The organism is Myxococcus xanthus (assembly GCF_006402735.1).
Lineage (GTDB): Bacteria > Myxococcota > Myxococcia > Myxococcales > Myxococcaceae > Myxococcus > Myxococcus xanthus_A.
Genome location: NZ_CP017174.1, coordinates 5,346,562 through 5,362,137, shown reverse-complemented (window position 1 = coordinate 5,362,137; position 15,576 = coordinate 5,346,562). Strand labels below are relative to the sequence as shown.

15 protein-coding genes are annotated in these 15,576 nt (G+C 68.8%); 9 read left to right on the top strand and 6 right to left on the bottom strand.

Annotated elements, in window-relative coordinates; genetic code table 11:
• Positions 1 to 8: 8 nt before the first annotated feature.
• Entirely contained in the window at positions 9 to 1,925 is a 1,917-nt protein-coding gene (ftsH, locus tag BHS09_RS21970; protein ID WP_140792921.1) for an ATP-dependent zinc metalloprotease FtsH, read from the top strand.
• A gap of 99 nt (positions 1,926 to 2,024) precedes the next feature.
• Here the strand turns inward: ftsH and BHS09_RS21965 are convergent, their stop codons facing one another.
• The 3 genes from BHS09_RS21965 to BHS09_RS21955 all read right to left on the bottom strand — a co-directional run bounded on the left by BHS09_RS21965 (position 2,025) and on the right by BHS09_RS21955 (position 4,688).
• Positions 2,025 to 2,951 (bottom strand): pirin family protein, encoded by a 927-nt coding sequence (locus tag BHS09_RS21965; protein WP_140792919.1) that lies wholly within the window; start codon positions 2,949 to 2,951, stop codon positions 2,025 to 2,027.
• A 31-nt stretch (positions 2,952 to 2,982) separates the two neighbouring features.
• Complete coding sequence (locus BHS09_RS21960) at positions 2,983 to 3,678, bottom strand: pirin family protein (RefSeq protein WP_140792917.1); 696 nt, start codon at positions 3,676 to 3,678, stop codon at positions 2,983 to 2,985.
• Between the two features lie 128 nt (positions 3,679 to 3,806).
• Positions 3,807 to 4,688 (bottom strand): LysR family transcriptional regulator, encoded by an 882-nt coding sequence (locus tag BHS09_RS21955; protein WP_140792915.1) that lies wholly within the window; start codon positions 4,686 to 4,688, stop codon positions 3,807 to 3,809.
• A 134-nt stretch (positions 4,689 to 4,822) separates the two neighbouring features.
• Here BHS09_RS21955 and BHS09_RS21950 point away from each other — a divergent pair, with 134 nt between their 5' ends.
• The 8 genes from BHS09_RS21950 (at position 4,823) to tsaE (ending at position 12,051) form a co-directional block, all read left to right on the top strand.
• Entirely contained in the window at positions 4,823 to 5,371 is a 549-nt protein-coding gene (locus BHS09_RS21950) for a YceI family protein (protein WP_140792913.1), read from the top strand.
• A gap of 72 nt (positions 5,372 to 5,443) precedes the next feature.
• The gene (locus tag BHS09_RS21945) at positions 5,444 to 5,848 is read left to right on the top strand and encodes an OsmC family protein (protein ID WP_140792910.1); all 405 of its coding nucleotides are present in this window, start codon (positions 5,444 to 5,446) and stop codon (positions 5,846 to 5,848) included.
• Positions 5,849 to 5,934: 86 nt separating this feature from the next.
• Positions 5,935 to 7,149, top strand: coding sequence for a dihydropteroate synthase (folP, locus tag BHS09_RS21940; protein ID WP_140798841.1), 1,215 nt, complete (start codon positions 5,935 to 5,937; stop codon positions 7,147 to 7,149).
• A gap of 261 nt (positions 7,150 to 7,410) precedes the next feature.
• Positions 7,411 to 8,805, top strand: coding sequence for a phosphoglucosamine mutase (gene glmM / locus BHS09_RS21935; RefSeq protein WP_140792906.1), 1,395 nt, complete (start codon positions 7,411 to 7,413; stop codon positions 8,803 to 8,805).
• A gap of 111 nt (positions 8,806 to 8,916) precedes the next feature.
• Positions 8,917 to 9,642, top strand: coding sequence for a pyridoxine 5'-phosphate synthase (locus BHS09_RS21930; RefSeq protein ID WP_140792904.1), 726 nt, complete (start codon positions 8,917 to 8,919; stop codon positions 9,640 to 9,642).
• 6 nt (positions 9,643 to 9,648) lie between these two features.
• Positions 9,649 to 10,029 carry a holo-ACP synthase gene (gene acpS, locus BHS09_RS21925; protein WP_011554351.1) on the top strand — a complete coding sequence of 127 codons (381 nt, stop codon included), beginning with the start codon at positions 9,649 to 9,651 and terminating at the stop codon, positions 10,027 to 10,029.
• Between the two features lie 4 nt (positions 10,030 to 10,033).
• Entirely contained in the window at positions 10,034 to 11,569 is a 1,536-nt protein-coding gene (locus BHS09_RS21920) for an NAD(P)H-hydrate dehydratase (protein ID WP_140798838.1), read from the top strand.
• Positions 11,566 to 12,051: a tRNA (adenosine(37)-N6)-threonylcarbamoyltransferase complex ATPase subunit type 1 TsaE gene (gene tsaE, locus BHS09_RS21915; protein ID WP_140792900.1), complete on the top strand. Its 486-nt coding sequence runs from the start codon at positions 11,566 to 11,568 to the stop codon at positions 12,049 to 12,051. The genes BHS09_RS21920 and tsaE overlap by 4 nt, the downstream gene beginning before the upstream one ends.
• A 166-nt stretch (positions 12,052 to 12,217) precedes the next feature.
• Here tsaE and BHS09_RS21910 read toward each other — a convergent pair whose 3' ends face one another.
• The 3 genes from BHS09_RS21910 to hutI form a co-directional block, all read right to left on the bottom strand.
• Entirely contained in the window at positions 12,218 to 13,237 is a 1,020-nt protein-coding gene (locus tag BHS09_RS21910; protein WP_237079755.1) for a pentapeptide repeat-containing protein, read from the bottom strand.
• 119 nt (positions 13,238 to 13,356) lie between these two features.
• Positions 13,357 to 14,220 carry a class II glutamine amidotransferase gene (locus tag BHS09_RS21905; protein ID WP_140798837.1) on the bottom strand — a complete coding sequence of 288 codons (864 nt, stop codon included), beginning with the start codon at positions 14,218 to 14,220 and terminating at the stop codon, positions 13,357 to 13,359.
• Positions 14,221 to 14,310: 90 nt separating this feature from the next.
• Positions 14,311 to 15,576 (bottom strand): imidazolonepropionase, encoded by a 1,266-nt coding sequence (hutI, locus tag BHS09_RS21900; protein ID WP_140792896.1) that lies wholly within the window; start codon positions 15,574 to 15,576, stop codon positions 14,311 to 14,313.

Below are 15,576 nucleotides of genomic sequence, written 5' to 3'. Positions count from 1 at the left end.
GCTGACACGTGCGTTCGACTTACAAGACCATCGGGCTCTGGGTCATCCTGATCGTCCTCTTCGTCGCCTTCTACAATTTCTTCTCCCAGGGCAACGACCAGGTCCAGGAACCGTCCTTCACCCAGTTGCTGACGAAGGTGGAGGAGAAGAAGGTCAAGGAGGTTGCCGTCAAGGGCAACACCTATTCCGGCAAGTTCACCGACACGTCGGAGAAGTTCCGCACGACGGGGCCGGCGCCGGATGCGGCCATGCTGAACCAGCTCCGCAGCAATGGCGTGGACGTGAAGTACGAGCGGGAGGAGCAGAACAGCCTCTGGCTGACCATCCTCGGTCAGTGGATGCCGGTCGTCTTCCTGTTCCTGTTCTTCATCTTCTTCATGCGCCAGCTGCAGGGTGGCAGCGGCAAGGCGATGACCTTCGGCAAGTCGAAGGCCAAGCTCCTCAGCGAGAGCCACAACAAGGTCACCTTCGCGGACGTGGCCGGCGCGGACGAGTGCAAGGAAGAGCTCGAGGAGATTGTCGCCTTCCTCAAGGACCCGAAGAAGTTCACCAAGCTGGGCGGCCGCATTCCCAAGGGCGTGCTGATGATGGGCTCGCCGGGAACGGGCAAGACGCTGCTCGCCCGCGCGGTGGCCGGCGAGGCCGGCGTGCCGTTCTTCTCCATCTCCGGCTCGGACTTCGTGGAGATGTTCGTGGGCGTCGGCGCCAGCCGCGTCCGTGACCTCTTCGAGCAGGGCAAGAAGAACGCCCCCTGCATCATCTTCATCGACGAAATCGACGCCGTGGGCCGTCACCGTGGCGCGGGCCTGGGCGGTGGACACGACGAGCGCGAGCAGACGCTCAACCAGCTCCTGGTGGAGATGGACGGCTTCGAGTCCAACGACGGCGTCATCCTGATTGCCGCCACCAACCGTCCGGACGTGCTGGACCCGGCGCTCCAGCGTCCCGGCCGCTTCGACCGGCGCATCGTGGTGCCGCGTCCCGACGTGAAGGGCCGCCTGGGCGTGCTGAAGGTGCACACCCGCCGCGTGCCGCTGGCGCCGGAAGTGGACCTGGAGGTCATCGCTCGCGGTACGCCGGGCATGACGGGCGCGGACCTGGAGAACCTCGTCAACGAATCGGCGCTGATGGCCGCGCGTCAGAACAAGGAGCGCGTGGACCTGAGCGACTTCGAGGCCGCCAAGGACAAGGTCTTCATGGGTCCCGAGCGGCGCTCCATGATCATGACCGAGAAGGAGAAGCGGAACACCGCTACCCACGAGGCGGGCCACGCGCTGCTGGCCAAGCTGCTTCCGGGCTGCGACCCGCTCCACAAGGTCACGATCATCCCGCGCGGCCAGGCCCTGGGCGTCACCTGGAGCCTGCCCACCGAGGACAAGGTCAACGGCTACAAGAAGCAGATGCTGGACCAGATCTCCATGGCCATGGGCGGGCGCATCGCCGAAGAGCTCATGTTCGACGAGATGAGCAGCGGCGCCGCCAACGACATCGAGCGTGCCACCGAGACGGCCCGCGCCATGGTGTGCCGCTGGGGCATGAGCGAGAAGATGGGCCCCCTGGCGTTCGGCAAGAGCGACGGTGAGGTGTTCCTGGGCCGCGACTTCAACTCGTCCAAGGACTACTCCGAGGACACCGCCCGGCAGATTGACGCCGAGGTCCGCAGCATCGTCGTGGGCTGCTACGAGCGCGGCAAGCAGCTGCTGACGGAGAACATCGAGGCCCTGCGCCGCGTGACCGACGCGCTGGTGGAGTACGAGACGCTGGACGCCGAGGACGTCAACATCCTCCTCCAGGGCGGGCAGCTGACCCGTGAGCGTCCGCCCCCGCGCGTGAATGCGCCCCCGAAGGCGACGGAGAAGAAGGACAAGCGGAAGATCCTCGACGCGCTCGAGGGCCTGCCGGCGATGGAGCCGAAGAAGGCCTGAGCCTCACGCGCTTCCAGCGGTTGAGCTGAAATGAAGAAGGCCCTTCCCACGCTGCTGGGAAGGGCCTTCTGCTTTGCGGGCTCCCGGGGGCCCGCGCGCCTACGGGTAGCGCACCGGGAGGGGGGCCTCGGGCAGGGGGATGAAGTCCGTCTCGTCTGGGACGGCGGCGAAGCGGCCGGCCTTCCAGTCCTCCTTGGCCTGCTCCAGCCGCTCCTTCGAGCTGGAGACGAAGTTCCAGAAAATGTAGCGCGGCCCGTCCATGGGCTCTCCGCCGAGCACCAGCAGCCTCGCCGCCGCGGTGGCGTGGAGGGTGACGGCGCTGCCGGGCCGGAAGACGAGCAGCTCTCCTGGCTCGAAGGCCATGCCGTCCACCTCCACAGTGCCCTGGACGAGGTACATCGCCCGCTCCTCGTGCTCGGCCGGAACCACGAAGCGCGCGCCGGCCTCCAGCGCCACGTCCGCGTAGAACATGTCCGACAGCGTCCGCACCGGCGAGCGCTGACCGTGCACGGTGCCGGTGATGACGCGCATCCGCGCACCCTCACCCTCGTGGCAGGGCATCTGGTCCTCGGGGTGGTGGACGAAGGCCGGGGCCGTCTCCTCGTGGCGCTTGGGCAGCGCCACCCACGCCTGCATGCCAAAGAGCTTGCTGCCCGCTGCGCGTGGGCCGGGGCCGGTGCGCTCCGAGTGGACGATGCCGTTGCCCGCCGTCATCCAGTTCACCGCGCCGGGGCGGATGGGCTGCACCGTGCCCAGGCTGTCCCGGTGCATGACTTCGCCGTCGAAGAGGTAGGTGACGGTGGCCAGCCCGATGTGCGGATGGGGCCGCACATCCAGGCCGTGGCCGGGTTGGAAGCCAGCGGGGCCCATCTGGTCCAGAAAGATGAAGGGCCCCACCATTCGGCGGCGGGCCGAGGGCAGCGCGCGCCGCACCTCGAACCCGTCGCCCAGGTCGCGTGAGGGCGCGACGATGAGTGTCTCCATCGAAGGGGGAAGCTGCTCCGCGTTCAAGTCGTCCCGGCTCATGTCGTGCTCTCTTTCGTTCAGCGAGGTGGCCTCAGGCCAGGTCGAACAGCAGCGCTTCTACCGGCTCCGTGGCGGAGAGGACGAGCTGCGACTCGTCCGCCACCGCGACGCCGTCCCCGGCCTTCAGCTCCACGCCGTTGAGCGTGGCCTTGCCCCGCGCCAGCTGCAGCCAGGCGTGGCGGCCCGGAGCGAGCGTGTACGTCGCCTGCTCGCCTGTGCCCAGCAGCGTCGCGTGAAGCACCACGTCCTGGTGCACCGTGAGACTGCCGTCGCGGGCGTCCGGGCTGGCCACCACCCGCCAGCGGCCCTGGCGCTCGGACTCCGGGAAGGCCTTCTGCTCGTAGCCAGGCGTCAGGCCCTTGCGGTCCGGGATGATCCAGATCTGCAGGAAGTGGAGGTTCTCATCCGCGCCGTTCATCTCGCTGTGCAGCACACCGGTGCCGGCCGTCATCCGCTGGACTTCACCGGCGCGCAGCAGGCCCTCGCCGCCCGTGCTGTCGCGGTGGGCAATGGCGCCGCTGAGCGGGTAGGTGATGATTTCCATGTCCCGGTGAGGGTGCGTGCCGAAGCCCTGGTGGGGCGCGACGCGGTCCTCGTTGATGACGCGCAGGGCTCGGAAGCCCATGAAGTCCGGGTCGTAGTAACCGGCGAAGGAGAAGGTGTGGTGGGAGTCCAGCCAGCCGTGGTTGGCGTGACCGCGGGCTTCCGAGGGGCGAATGGCAATCATGACGTTCCTTTCCGCGGCAGCGCCTGGATGGCGGCCGCTGTTTCGAGAGTCATGATGTGCGTGAGGGCCTTTCAGGACTAGGCGTGGACAATGGGAAGCATCGTTCCACGGATGGAACGATGTCCCGTTCAGCCGGGGATGGGCCAGTGCTCGCGCAGGCACTCCACGAAGGCCATCACCTTGGGGGAGTGGTGCCGCGTGCTCGGGTAGACGGCGTGGACGGGCGCGCCCGTGGAGCTCCAGTCTGGCAGGATGCGCTGCAAGCGCCCGGCGGCCAGCTCCGAGGTGAAGTGGAGGTTGGGGAGCAGGGCGATGCCGGAGCCTGCCCGCGCCACCGCGTAGAGCATGTCCGGCTCATTCACGACGACTCGGGCGGGCACCTTGACGTCCACCGAGCGGTTGCCGGAGTGGAGCGTCCAGACGTTGTTCTCCAGGCCCGCGCCGAAGAGGAGGCAGTCGTGCTTCTCCAAATCCTTCGGAGCCTTGGGCGTCCCGCGCGCCTTGAGATAACTGGGCGCCGCGATGACGACGCGCTCCACGATGCCCAGCCGCCGCGCGATGAGTGACGAGTCCGCCAGCCGCCCGGCGCGAATCGCCACGTCGAAGCCTTCCGCCATCAGGTCCACGTTGCGGTCGGTACACACCATCTCGAGCTGGACCTCGGGGTACTGCTTGATGAAGGTGGACACCAGTGGCCCGATGAAGCTGAACGTCAGCGGCGTCGTCACGCGCAGCAGGCCATGGGGGGCGGCCTGCATCCGCGTCACGGCCAGCTCGGCCTGCTCCGCCTCCGCGACGATGCGCGCGCAGTGCTCGTAGTACGTCCGGCCCACGTCGGTGAGGCGCAGCTTGCGCGTGGTGCGCTGGAGCAGCTGCGCGCCGACCCGCGTCTCCAGCTCCGACACCTTCCGGCTCACCGTGGACTTGGGCATCCGCAGCCCGCGTGCCGCCGCGGTGAAGCTGCCTGCCTGTACCACGCGTGCGAAGACGAGCAGCTCGTTGAGGTCCATCTCCTGCCCTTCCCGGAGCGTTGTTCCGTGGGTGGAACAGTTCTTCCAGTCTGGCCCATCTAATCAAGCCCGGGGGACACCGCTACCTTCCTCCTCGTCGAACACACCGCTTCACACAAAAAGGAAGGCACCTCATGGCCACCACGACCTGGAACATCGACACCACCCACTCCGGCATCCACTTCTCTGTCCGCCACATGGTCATCGCGAAGGTTCGCGGCAGCTTCCGCAAGTACAGCGGCGCCGTTTCGCTGGACGAGCAGGACGTCACGAAGTCCTCCGTCGCCGTCACCATCGAGACGGCCAGCATCGACTCCGGCGTCGAGCAGCGTGACAACCACCTGCGCTCGCCGGACTTCTTCGACGTGGAGAAGTTCCCCAGCATCACGTTCAAGAGCACGAAGGTGGAGAAGGCGTCCGGCAACGGGCTGAAGGTGACGGGCAACCTGACCATCCGCGACGTCACCCGCGAGGTGGTGCTGGACGCCGAGCAGCTCGGCGTGGGCAAGGACCCGTGGGGCAACGTCAAGGCCGCGTTCGAGGCGAAGACGTCCGTGGACCGCCGCGACTTCGGCCTGACGTGGAACCAGGCGCTGGAGACGGGCGGCGTGCTCGTCGGTGAGAAGATTGAAATCGCCATCGAGGTCCAGGCGGTGAAGGCGCAGGCCGAGCAGGCCGCCTGAGCCACCCACGCGGACCGCTCCGGAGGCACCTTCACCGGGCCTCCGGTCCACCTTCTTCTCCCGGAGCCCCCCATGACGACCCACAGCCAGACCGAGAAGCCCGGAGCGTTTCGCCAGGTCCTGCAGACCGGCACCCATACCCTGCATGCGGACGTGGCCCCCGCGCTGGGCGGCGAGGACTCCGCGCCCGGCCCGCACGACTACTTCGACGCCGCGCTGGCGGCATGCAAGGCCCTGACGGCCACGTGGTACGCGAAGCGCAACGGCCTGGCACTGGAGCGCGTGGAGACGCACGTCGAACGGGATGACTCGCGGGAGCGGCAGGGCACCTACACGCTGAAGGTGAAGCTGGCGTTCCATGGGGCGCTGTCACCGGCGGACAAGCAGCGGCTGTACAACGCCGTCGCGCAGTGCCCCGTCCACAAGCTGATGACGACGTCCACGGTGGACATCGTGACCGAGCCGCTCGAAGCCTGAGCCCCCGGGCGCGCTCGGGAGCGGTAGGGTAGGGAAGCGCGTCCCGTCCTGGTGACGGTACGCGGCCCCCTCCCTGGAGCCTCCCGATGATTCGCGCCCGCCCCCTGACTTCCGAGCCCCCGGAGGACCTCATCCTGGCCTTCCGGCGGATGGGGCTGACGGAGCCCACGCAACGGGCCCTGTTGGAGACGCTGCCCTTCACACGGCTCCTCCTCACCGGGCTGAGTCACCAGGACGAAGCCTTCCTGCAGACGCTGTCTGACGCGTTCCCCGCATGGCTTCCCGGTGACGCACAGGCCCGCCCGGGGACGGGGCTGCTGACGGGACGCGCTGAGCAGTTCCAGCGGCTGGTGACGGCCGCTCGCACCGACGCCCGGGGCTTGTCCTCGCTGGCATCGGCGGTGGCGTCCGCGCTGGCCGCGGGTGTGGCGCCGGCGGTGCTGACGCTGGGCGCCCGGCGCTTCGAGTGGGGCTCCCGCACCTACGTCATGGGCGTGGTGAACGCGACGCCGGACAGCTTCTCGGATGGCGGGCGCTATGCCGGGACGGAAGCCACCATCGCCCACGGGCTGGCCTTGGCCGAGGCGGGGGCGGACCTGCTCGACGTGGGCGGCGAGTCCACCCGGCCCGGCTCCCTGCCGGTGAGCGCCGACGAGGAGCTGGCGCGGGTGGTTCCCGTCATCGAGGGCCTGCGGGCCCGGACCGACGTGCCCCTGTCCGTGGACACCACCAAGGCCGCGGTGGCGCGCGAGGCGTTGAAGGCCGGCGCGCACCTCATCAATGACATCACCGGCTTCAGCGCCGATGCCGACCTGCCCCGCGTGGTGGCCGAGGCCGGCGCCGCCTGCTGCCTGATGCACATCCAGGGCACTCCGGCCACGATGCAGCAGGCGCCGCGCTACGACGACGTCGTCGAGGACGTGCTGGCCTTCCTGGAGGCCGCCATCATCCGGGCCGAGTCGGCGGGCATCCCCCGGGGGCACATCCTCCTGGACCCCGGCATCGGCTTCGGGAAGACCTTCGAGCACAACCTCTTCCTGCTTCGCCGCCTCCCGGAGCTGCGCGTGCTGGGGCTGCCGTTGCTGGTGGGCACCAGCCGCAAGGGCTTCCTCGGTCGGCTGGCGGGCGGCAAGCCGGCCTCCGAACGGCTGGCGGCGACGTTGGGCTCGGTGGCCTCCATGGCGACGCTGGGCGGGGCCGACGTGGTCCGCGTCCATGACGTGACCGAGGCCCGGGACGCGTTGGCCGTCACGGACGCCATCCGGCGGTGCGAAGACGGAGGAACGCTCTACGCCCGGTAACAAAGTGTGGCTTACAGCCCTCAGGCTGTGGCCGAAAACTTCACCTTCCGCTGGCCGCTCCCCGAGCCGCCGTGTATGGACGGCGGCGATTCGGTTGGTACTGATTTCGCAACCTCTTTTAGTCTGCGCCGGCCCGCATGCCTGGGTGGTTGCCCAGGGGGCAGTGGGTTCCTAACTTCGAGCCCGCGTGGTGGGCGGGGTATAAGCCCCGACGTCGAGAGGCCGGCGCAGGCCCGGCGTGGGAAAGGCGGAGCGGCACACATGGCGTACAGGATGAACATGCCTCCCAAGGAGGCGCAGGCTTCCCAGAAGCTGTTCGGCACGGATGGTGTTCGTGGGAAGGCGAACGTCTATCCCATGACTGCCGAGGTCGCGATGCAGCTCGGGCGGGCGCTCGCGTTCCTCATCCGCAACGGCCCGCACCGCCACCGCGTCATTGTTGGGAAGGACACGCGGCTGTCCGGCTACATGCTGGAGCAGGCACTGGCCGCCGGCCTCACCTCCATGGGCGTGGACGTGGAGCTCGTCGGGCCGCTGCCGACCCCGGGCATCTCCAACATCACCACCTCCATGCGGGCGGACGCGGGCGCTGTCATCTCCGCGTCCCACAACCCCTACGAGGACAACGGCATCAAGTTCTTCTGGCGCGACGGCTTCAAGCTGCCGGACGAGACGGAAGGCAAGATTGAAGAGCTGGTGTCCAGCGGCTCCATCGACTCCATCCGGCCCACGGCCACGAAGATTGGCCGGGCCTTTCGCATGGAGGACGCGCGGGGCCGCTACATCGTCTTCCTGAAGGCCACCTTCCCGCGCGAGCTGACGCTGGAGGGGATGACCATCGTCGTCGACTGCGCCAACGGCGCGGCCTACAAGACGGCGCCCGCCGTGCTGGAGGAGCTGGGTGCCAAGGTGATTGCGCTCGGCGTTTCGCCGGACGGCAAGAACATCAACCACAAGTGCGGCGCGCTCTTCCCGGAGAACCTGGCCAAGACGGTGGTGAAGCACGGCGCGCATCTGGGCATCGCCCTGGACGGTGACGCCGACCGCCTCATCGTCGTGGACGAGAAGGGCAAGGTCGTCGACGGCGACGCCATCATGGCCATCTGCACGGGCGAGCTGGTGGCCCGCAAGCAACTGAAGAAGAAGATGTTGGTCTCCACGGTGATGAGCAACATCGGCCTGGAGCGCGCGGTGGCGCGTTGGGGCGTGAAGGTGGCGCGCACGCGCGTGGGGGACCGCTACGTCGTCGATGAGATGCGCCGCAACGGCTACAACCTGGGCGGCGAGCAGAGCGGCCACCTCATCTTCCTGGACCACACCACCACGGGTGACGGAACCCTGGCGGCGCTCCAACTGCTGGCGGTGATGTGCCGGGCGGGCAAGCCCCTGAGCGAGCTGGCCTCCATCTTCGAGCCCGTGCCCCAGACGCTGGTCAACGTCGCCGTGAAGCAGAAGAAGGAGCTGGGCGAGCTCCCGACGGTGATGAAGGTCATCAAGAGCGTGGAGCAGCGGCTGGGCAACTCCGGCCGGGTGCTGGTGCGCTTCTCCGGCACCGAGCCCAAGGCCCGCGTCCTCATCGAGGGCGAGGACGCCGCCCGCAACCAGGCCTACGCGAAGGAAATCGCGGACGCGCTGTCCAAGGCCCTCAGCGTCTGAGGGCCGCTGCGAACGGCGGTTGACTTCCGGACGCAGCCGGCGTGAAGAAGGGCCGGCGCGCACCGGGGCCCTTCGACAATCCCATGGCCGCGCACGAGCGAGGTGCGGTCGATGGGACAGCGACTGGGTGTCAACGTGGACCATGTGGCGACGCTGCGTCAGGCGAGGCGCACCACGTATCCGGATCCGGTGACGGCCGCGGCGCTGGCGGAGCTTGCCGGCGCGCAGCAAATCACCATCCACCTGCGCGAGGACCGGCGTCACATCCAGGACCGGGATTTGCGCATCCTTCGTGAGACGACGCAGACGCTCCTGAACCTGGAGATGGCCGCCACCGCGGAGATGGTGAAGATCGCCTACGAGCACAAGCCAGACGTGGTGACGCTGGTGCCCGAGCGCCGCGAGGAGCTCACCACGGAGGGCGGCCTGGAGGTCGCCAACCAGCGCGAGCACATCGCGAAGATCATCAAGAACCTGAAGGACGGCGAGATTTCCGTCTCGCTCTTCATCGACCCGGACCTGGACCAGGTGCGGGCGGCGCACAAGGTGAACGCGGACCGCATCGAGCTGCACACCGGCCGCTACTGCGAGGCGCGCAACGAGAAGGAGCGGGCCCGGGAGCTGGCGCGCATCATCGACGCGGCCAAGGCGGGCACCAAGCTGGGCCTGGGCGTGGCCGCGGGCCACGGGCTCAACTACGACAACGTGCAGCCGATTGCTCGCATCGCCGAAATCGACGAGCTGAACATCGGGCACGCCATCGTGGGGCGCGCGGTGCTGGTGGGCTTCGAGCGCGCGGTGCGCGAGATGCTCGAGCTCATGCGCAACCCGGGGTAGGGCGCCATGGGAATCCGCGGCCTGGGCCTGGACATCTGCTCCATCTCCCGCATTCAGCGCATCCTGGACGGGCCTCGCGCGGAGCCCTTCCTGAACCGCGTCTACACCGAGGCGGAGCGGGCCCTGTGCGGCCGGCGCAGTGACGCGGCCAGTGCCTATGCCGCGCGCTTCGCCGCCAAGGAGGCCCTGGTGAAGGCGCTGGGCGCGCCGCCGGGCATCCGCTGGAAGGACATGGAGGTCCGGCGGCAGGGCGGAGCGCCTTATTTCGCACTGTCCGGCGTGGCCCTGGAGGTCATGGAGGCGCGAGGGCTGGAGGCCTTCCTCGCGCTGACCCACGATGCGGACGTCGCCGCCGCCACGGTGGTGCTCCAATCGAAAGGGGATTGAAGCCATGTTGCGCGTCCTCACCGCCGCCCAGATGCGTCAGGCCGAGCAGGCCGCCGAAGCCCGCCACGGCATGCCCTCCGCGTTGCTGATGGAGAATGCCGGGCGGGGGCTCGCGGAGGTGGCTCGGGGGCTCATCGGCTCGGGTGGGCGCTTCGTGGTGGTGTGTGGACCGGGCAACAATGGAGGGGATGGGCTGGTGGCCGCGCGCTTCCTCCGGGAGGGCGGCGCCTGCGTGTCGGTGGTGATGGTGGGCGACGCCGCGAAGCTGACGCCCGAGGCGCGCCGGAACTTGGAGGCGGTGAAGGGTTTCGGTGTGACGCCGCGCGCGCTGGAGGTCGTGGTGCCGCCCGGGCGGGGCGACGTGGTGGTGGATGCGCTCTTTGGTACGGGCTTGAGCCGCGCGCCCGCTGGGGCCTTCGCGGACGCCGTGGCGGCGATTCGCGGCTGGCGGGCCGCGGGGGCGAAGGTGGTGGCGGCGGATGTGCCGTCCGGGCTCCAGAGCGACACGGGGGAGCCTTTCTCTCCGTGTGTGGAGGCGGATGCCACCGTGGCCTTCGGCTTCCTCAAGCCGGGGCAGGTGCTGGAGCCGGGGGCCTCGCTGTGTGGCCGCGTGCACCAGGTGGACATCGGCATGGGGGGCGAGTCCTCGAAGGAGGTCTCCGGTCCCGAGCTCTTCGTGGTGGAGGAGGCGGACGCGCGGCGCACGCTGCCGGTGCGCAAGGCGGACTCCCACAAGGGGACCTTCGGCCACGTCCTGGTGGTGGCGGGGAGCCGGGGGAAGACGGGGGCCGCGGCCCTGGTGGCGAAGGCGGCGCTGCGCTCAGGCGCGGGGCTCGTGACGGTGGCGGCTCGCGCGGACGCGCTGGACACCATCCAGGCGCATTCGGCGGAAATCATGGGCATCCCGCTGGAGGCTTCCGGGCCGCTGGGCATGGGTGACCTGGACGCGCTGGTGGCGGCGGCGGAGGGGAAGGATGCGCTCGTCATCGGGCCGGGGATTCCTCGGGGCCCGGAGACGGGGGCGCTGATTGGCGAGCTGTTGTCGCGCGTGGAGGTGCCCGCGGTGCTGGATGCGGACGCGCTCAATGCGGTGGCCACGGACTTGTCGGTGCTGCGCCGGGCGAAGGGGCCAGTGGTGATGACGCCGCACCCGGGAGAGATGGCCCGGCTGACGGGCAAGTCCACGAAGGAAGTCCAAGCGCACCGGCTGGACGTGGCGCGGCAGTTCTCCGAGGGGCTTCAGGTGACGCTCGTGCTGAAGGGGGACCGGACGCTGACGAGTGGCGCGGATGGACGCGTGTACCTCAACACCACGGGCAACCCGGGCATGGCGACGGGTGGCTCGGGGGACGTCCTGTCCGGGATTTGTGGCGCGTTCCTGGCTCAGTCGCTTCCAGTGCCCTCGGCCATCTGGACGGCGGTGTACGCGCACGGGCTCGCTGGGGACCTGGCGGCGGCGAAGCGCGGGCAACTGGGATTGGTTGCAGGGGACATCGTGGAGCAGGGGCTGTGCGAGGTGTGGCTGCGGTGGGAACGATGAGCACGGAAGCGTCGGCTGCGCGTGTGCGGACGGTACGGCTGGAGTCTCCCGAGGAGACGCACCGGCTGGGTGTGCGCCTGGGTGAGTTGCTGGAGCCCGGTGACTTCGTGGGGCTGATTGGCGACCTGGGCGCGGGAAAGACGCACCTGGTGCGAGGAGTGGCGGACGGGGCGAACGTTCCTCGCTCCGAGGTGGCGAGCCCCACGTTCGCGATTGTGTATCCGTATTCGGGACGCATCCCGCTGTACCACGCGGACCTGTACCGGCTGACGGACTACGACGACCTGTACGCCACGGGCTTCCTGGACCTGGAAGGCACCGAGAGCGCGATGCTGGTGGAGTGGCTGGACAAGATTCCGCAGGCTGCGCCGCGTGACTACCTGCGCGTCACGCTGAAGCACGCGGGCGGCGAGGCACGCGAGCTGATGGCGGAGGCGTTTGGTGTACGGCCTGCGGCGTTGCTTGACGCGTGGATGGGCTGACTCGAAGCGGGGTACCGGACTCCCATCAGGCAGGCCCTGCCTCCCTGGGCGGTCTGAGCGCGTGCTGTTCGGAAATGTCGGGGGTTTTGGCGGCGGCGAAAGTCCCGACATTTCCGAACAGGAGCTGCTCAATCTCAATCGGGGCCCCGCCGCCCGCGTGGCCTGTTCACGTTTTGGCGCTGCCTCCGCGTAACCACTGTTCCTGGACCTTCAGGGGGGCGAAGGCTTGCAGTTGTCTCAGCCAGCGGTGAGCCTGGCAGGTGTGGTGCCCGGAGTGGGGCTCGCGTAAGCCGAGCACGTTGCGTCCAACGGTCGCCGCCCACTCCAGGCTCTCTCGGATGTTGTTCCGTCGCGGCAACTCATGATGCATGAGTCGCTCGCGTACCCGGTCATCGCAGGATGGATCGCGGAGCACCGCGGCCACCGTGAGCTGAGGGTGGACCCAGCTCCCTTCATCGATCCGCGCCCAGAGCGCCGCCAACGTGACCTCGTCGGCTCCCGCTAGCACGATGCCTGCAGCCGCCATCAGCACGATGCGCCAGTTCTTCTCGTGCAGAATGGCGCGCAGCTCCGACTGGACGTCCGTGCTGGCCTCTATCGCGGCCTCCACGTGGAGCAGAACCTGCCTGTTCGACATGTGGAGAAGGTCCATGATGCCGCCGGGCACCAGGAGCGGCTCGATGAATGAGGGGAATCCGGCACGACGAGCAATCTCGGCCAGGTGTTGGCTCGTGACGGGATACGTTCGTGGCGGATTCCATTGGACGCAAGTGAGGAGTGCGCCTTCCAGGTCGCAGAGGAACAACCTCGCGTCACGCAGGTCCGCGTTGCGGAGGTCCGCGTTCAGCAAGATGGTCTGTTCGAGCTGAGCGCCTCGAAACCGGGCTCGGCGGAAGGAACTCCCCGTCAAGTTGGACGCCGTGAGCCGGGTGCCTTCCAGCTGAGCGTCATCCCATTGAGTACCTAACGCGACACACGCGTGGAGGCTCGCGTGGTTCAGCCGGGCGAGCCGGAGCGATGCGCCCGTGAGTGTTGCCAGGTCGAGCTGGGCGTACTCCAGCCCGCTGCCATCGAGCCTCGCCCCCTCCAGCCGCGCGCGCACCAAGTCTGCGGATGCCAGGTCCTGCCCTGACAAGTCGATGCCTCGGAGGTCTCTTGGGTTGTCACCCAGCTCGGAGGTTGCCACGAAACCGCTCAAGGCCTCGGGCCAGTTGCCCCGCAGCCCCATTTGCAGGAACTCCGAGCGCCGCCGCTGACCGTCGGCCGTCTGCCACCGTTCGATGAGTTCGGCGCGCAGCGGAGGCCTCAGGCCACGCCGCGCGACGTGTCCGGCTTCACGGCGGGGAAGAGGTCCGGACCCGCGAGTTCCGGCACGCGCCAGTGGTGGAACACGAGGTTCGCGTCCACGCCGATGACGTCCTCTTCGGCCACCGGTGCCCAGTACGGCCCGCCACACAGTGACTCACTGGCCACGACGAGCTGCTCCAGCTTCGTTCCTGGCGCCGGCAGCGTCGACACGTCGTCGCGCGACGAGCCCGTGGACACGAACAGCGTTCGGTTGCGCCGCGAGGCCACCATCAGCTCGCCGTCGGACACGAGGAAGTTCATCGCCGAGCGGCCATCCTGATTCGCGGCATCCGTGATGGCGGCCACCAGCGTCATCGTCTCCGCCAGCGCGCGCGCCACGGCCTCCACCGGAACCTGCCGGTCAATCGGATGCCGGGCCGCCAGGCGGGTGAGGAACAGGTAGAAGCACCGCTCGCTATCGGTGGTGCCCTGGATGTTCGTCCGAAGGCTCGGGCAGATGAGCGATTCCACGGCAGCCCGGTGCTGCGCGAACTCCCGCACCGTACCGTTGTGTACGAACGCCCAGCGGCCATGGAGGAAGGGGTGCGAGTTGCGCAGCTCCACCGCGCCCACCGAAGCGAGGCGGATGTGCGCCACCACCGTGTGGGAGGACACCCGGCTGCTCACCCGCTCGAAGTCCGGGTCACTGTGGGCGGGCCCCACACCGTGCGCAACCACCGGCGCCTGCTCGGCGCCGTAGGCCGCGATGCCCCATCCATCCTTGTGCTCGCGCGACTGGATGAGGAGCGAGTTCTTCTCCGTCACCAAGGAGGGGTGCACGGCGGCGGGAATCGCTGAACGGAATCCAAATAGTCGGCACATGGCTAGCAACGAATACTCTTAACGTCCGGCCCTGACGGATGTCGTCCCGTCTTTATCCACTCGGAGCCGCTGTGTCTCTGCGACGCCGGTTCACGCGCAGCCTTCCATCTGCTGCCGGACAGCGATGCGTCCGGCCTTCACGACCACTCGCGCGTGCGCTACCCCTAGATGGTAGGGCAGATGGCGGTACGAAGCACAGCTGAAGACCACCAGGTCGCCCGGGTCACCCACGGTCAGCCTGCCGTGCTGTTGCAGTCCCAAGGACACCGCCGCGCCACGGGTGGCTCCCCAATACGCCTCTGCCGCAGTAAGCCCGTTTTCCAGGCACGCAAGTCCCAGCGCCAGCGCTGTGTTTTCACTCATGGCGGAACCGGGGTTGACGTTGGTACCCAAAGCGACGTTGAGCCCCGCATCGCGGATGCGGCGTCCAGGCGCGTAGGGCCGCATGCGCAGGAACAGCGTGGAGGTGGGAACGAGCACCGCCGTGACGTTGGCGTCCGCCAGCGCCTTGAGTCCCGCGTCCGTCACCTGCTCCAGGTGGTCCGCCGTGGCGGCGCCCAGCTCCGCGGCGAGCTCGGAGGCACCACACGCGGTGAGCTGGTCCGCATGCAGCCGCGGCACCATTCCCAGTGCCCGGCCCGCGCTCAAGATGCGGCGCGCCTCGTCCACGGTGAAGGCGCTGTCTTCCACGAAGACGTCACAGAAGCGCGCCAGCCCCTCGCGCGCGACGGCGGGGAGAATCTCCTGGATGCACAGCCGCACGTAGTCCTCGCGCTTGCCGCGATACTCCTCCGGCACGGCGTGCGCGCACAGCAGCGTGGGGACCAGCTCAAGCGGCGTCAGCGTTCCGAGCCGCCGCACCGCGCGCAGCATCTTCAGCTCCGTCTCCAGGTCGAGCCCGTAGCCGCTCTTCACCTCCGCCGTCGTCACGCCCTGCTCCAACAGGCGCTTCGTGCGGGGGAGGGCGAGCCGCACCAGCTCGTCCTCGCTCGCGGCCCGCGTGGCCCGCACCGTGCCGGCGATGCCACCGCCCGCCTTGGCAATCTCCAGGTAGGTGGCGCCCTGGTTGCGCAGGTCGAACTCCGCCGAGCGCTCACCGGCGAAGACGAGGTGCGTGTGCGGGTCCACGAAGCCGGGGCCCACGAAGCCACCCTGGGCGTCCACCACCTCGGTGTCAGGGCCCACCGCGCTCGAGGGAAGCTCCGCCTCGGGGCCGACGTAGGCGATGCGGCCTCCTCGCACACCCACCACGGCGCCAGGGCGCGGCGTGAGGGCGTCCTCCGCGCGCTCGCGGTGCGAGCCTTCCACCGTCAGCACTTCGGAGGTGTTGCGCACCAGCAGGTCCAGCACGTCCAT